Origin of the sequence: Aquabacterium sp. UBA2148, from assembly GCF_002328915.1 — a bacterium.
Classification (GTDB): Bacteria; Pseudomonadota; Gammaproteobacteria; order Burkholderiales; family Burkholderiaceae_C; genus Aquabacterium; species Aquabacterium parvum.
In genome coordinates, this window is the sequence record NZ_DCXA01000126.1 from 1 (window position 1) to 2,730 (window position 2,730).

Below are 2,730 nucleotides of genomic sequence, written 5' to 3' on the forward strand. Positions count from 1 at the left end.
GTCGTTTCAGGCATGGGCGCTCAGCTCTGGCGTCGGGCGATCAGCGGAGGGATGTGCGGCGCGCGCGGGCGCTCGGTGAGCTGGTGCTCCACCGTCATCAGGTGGTCGTCGACCAGCGCGGCGGCGGTGTCGGCGTCACGGGCTTCGATGGCCTTGAGGATGGCGATGTGCTCGGCGTGCGAGGTCTCGGCGTCGTCGGACGACTGGTACATCAGCGTGATCAGCGAGCAACGCGAGACCAGCTCCTGCATCAGGTTGACCAGCACCTGGTTGCCCAGCACCCGGGCCAGCTCGACGTGGAAGTCGAACAGCAGCTGGGTGCGCGCCTGCACGTCGATGCGCTTGACGGCATCGCCTTCGGCCTTGAGGTGGGCCTTGAGCGTGCGCAACTGGGCGGGGCGGATGCTGGCCACCAGCTCTCGCATCATCTGGCCCTCGACCATGCGGCGCACGGCGAAGACCTCGCGCGCCTCGGTGATGGAGGGCGCTGCCACGAAGGCGCCGCGCGCCGGCTCCAGGCGCACCAGCTTGAGTTCGGACAAGCGGTTGAAAGCCTGCCTCACGATGGTGCGCGAGACGCCGAAGCGGTCGGCGATTTTCTGCTCGACGAGCTTTTCTCCGGGCAGCAGGCGGTGCTCGACGATGGCCCGCGTCACGGCCAGCACGATGTGTTCGGTGCTGCTGGTGTTGGTGTCCTCGCCCGAGACCTCTTCGGGTGGCATGGGAATCGCATCTGCATCGGCCTTGGCCAGCGGCGGCCTGCGCGTGACCGGTGCAGGGGCGGGTTGTTCAACCTCGGGTGCGGGGCGAACGGCGGATCGGGACGGCTTGCGTGCGGCGCTCATCGTGGTTAAAGTGTATACAGTTTTTGTTTTGGGGCACAAGCCCTTTCGATCTCTTCGCTTCCTTGCATCATGAGTGCCAACCCTTCTTCCGGCGGTCGCCTGACCACCCATGTGCTCGACACCGTGCACGGCACCCCCGCCGTCGGCATGGCCATCGCCCTGTATGTGCGGGTGCCTTCGCCCGATGGTTGCGCCGATGGCCGCTGGCAGCTGCTGCGCCAGGTGGTCACCAACGACGACGGTCGCATCGACGGACCCTTGCTGCAAGGTGCCGACCTCAAGGCCGCGCACTACCGGCTGGTGTTTCAGGTCGATGCCTACTTCCGCTCGCGTGGCACGCCGATGCCCGAGGTGCCCTTCCTGACCGAGGTGCCGCTCGACTTCGGCATCTCTGATGCACAGGCGCACTACCACGTGCCGCTGCTCGTGAGCCCCTGGTCCTACTCCACCTACCGCGGCAGCTGAAGGGCAGGGCATGGACTTCTCTCTGATCTTGGCTTACGCACTCGACTGGGCCAACCTGCTGCTGCGCTGGGCGCACGTCATCACGGCGATCGCCTGGGTGGGCTCGTCCTTCTACTTCGTGTGGCTGGACAACACCCTCACCAAACCGCAGGACCCGGCCTTGCTCGACAAGGGCGTGGGCGGTGAGCTGTGGGCCGTGCACGGCGGCGGGTTCTACAACCCGCAGAAGTACCTGGGCGCGCCCCCGAAGCTGCCCGAGAACCTGCACTGGTTCTACTGGGAGAGCTACTCCACTTGGCTGACCGGCTTCGCGCTGTTCACGGTGCTGTACCTGTTCAACGCCGGCACCTTCCTGATCGACCAGAGCGTGCACCACTGGAGCCCGCTGGCCGCCATCCATGCCGCGCTCGGCTTCCTGGCAGGCTTCTGGCTGATCTACGACCTGATCTGCCGCACCCTGGGCCGTGGCCCGAATGGCGACAAGATCGTGGGCGCCGCGATCTTCATCGTCGTGGTGTTCGCCTCGTGGCTGGCTTGCCAGCTGTTCGCAGGGCGCGCCGCCTTCCTGCTGGTGGGGGCCATGATGGCCACGGCCATGAGCGCCAACGTGTTTTTCTGGATCATCCCCGGGCAGCGCAAGGTGGTGGCAGCCATGCGCGCCGGTGAGCCGGTTGACCCGGTGCATGGCCAGCGCGGCAAGCAGCGCAGTGTGCACAACACCTACTTCACGCTGCCCGTGCTGTTCGCCATGCTCAGCAACCACTATGGCTGGGCCTACTCGCATGCCCACAACTGGCTGGTGCTGGTGCTGATCATGCTGGCGGGCGCCTTGATCCGTCAGTTCTTCGTGGCCAGACACAAGACCGAAGTGGCCGGCACCCGCGCTCCTTGGGGCTGGGCCGCAGCCGGGGTGGCCGTGCTGCTGGGCGTGGCCATCTGGCTGGCGCCCAAGCCCGCGCCGGTGAGCGCCGCCCCCGCTGGTGCCGGACCGGTGGTTGAAACGGCCGCCTCACTGCGCCCGCAAGTCGAGGCCATCGTCGCCCAGCGCTGCGCGCTCTGCCACAACGCCAACCTGGCCAACAAGGGCGTGGCACTGCACACGCCCGAGCTCGTCACCCAGCATGCCCAGGCCATCTACCAGCAGGTGGTGGTGCTCAAGGCCATGCCGATGAACAACGCCACACAGATCACTGACGCGGAACGTGACCTGATCGGGCGCTGGTTCAAGCTCCAGGGGCAGCCCCAGCCCTGAGCGGCCCGATCCGCCGCTATCCTCGCTGCCGTGCCGAACACGACAGACGAGGAGACGACATGACCGCTGAAACAAAGACCAGGTGGCAGCGCCCCTGGCAACAAGGGGCCAAGCTGGGCCTGTGGCTGGGCGTGGCCGGTGTGCTGGGCCTGGCCAGCCAGGGCGCGC

General features: G+C 67.0%; 3 protein-coding genes. 2 read left to right on the forward strand and 1 reads right to left on the reverse strand.

The genetic code is table 11. The features are described from left to right. Window positions 1–20: 20 nt before the first annotated feature. Window positions 21–722, reverse strand: coding sequence for a GntR family transcriptional regulator (locus B2W70_RS06865; protein ID WP_058087769.1), 702 nt, complete (start codon window positions 720–722; stop codon window positions 21–23). A gap of 192 nt (window positions 723–914) precedes the next feature. Between B2W70_RS06865 and uraH the strand changes: the two genes are divergently transcribed. Together uraH and B2W70_RS06875 are read left to right on the forward strand one after the other, a co-directional pair. Beyond that, entirely contained in the window at window positions 915–1,310 is a 396-nt protein-coding gene (gene uraH, locus B2W70_RS06870) for a hydroxyisourate hydrolase (protein WP_058087770.1), read from the forward strand. 10 nt (window positions 1,311–1,320) lie between these two features. Then, window positions 1,321–2,562 (forward strand): urate hydroxylase PuuD, encoded by a 1,242-nt coding sequence (locus tag B2W70_RS06875; protein ID WP_414631034.1) that lies wholly within the window; start codon window positions 1,321–1,323, stop codon window positions 2,560–2,562. Window positions 2,563–2,730: the final 168 nt, after the last annotated feature.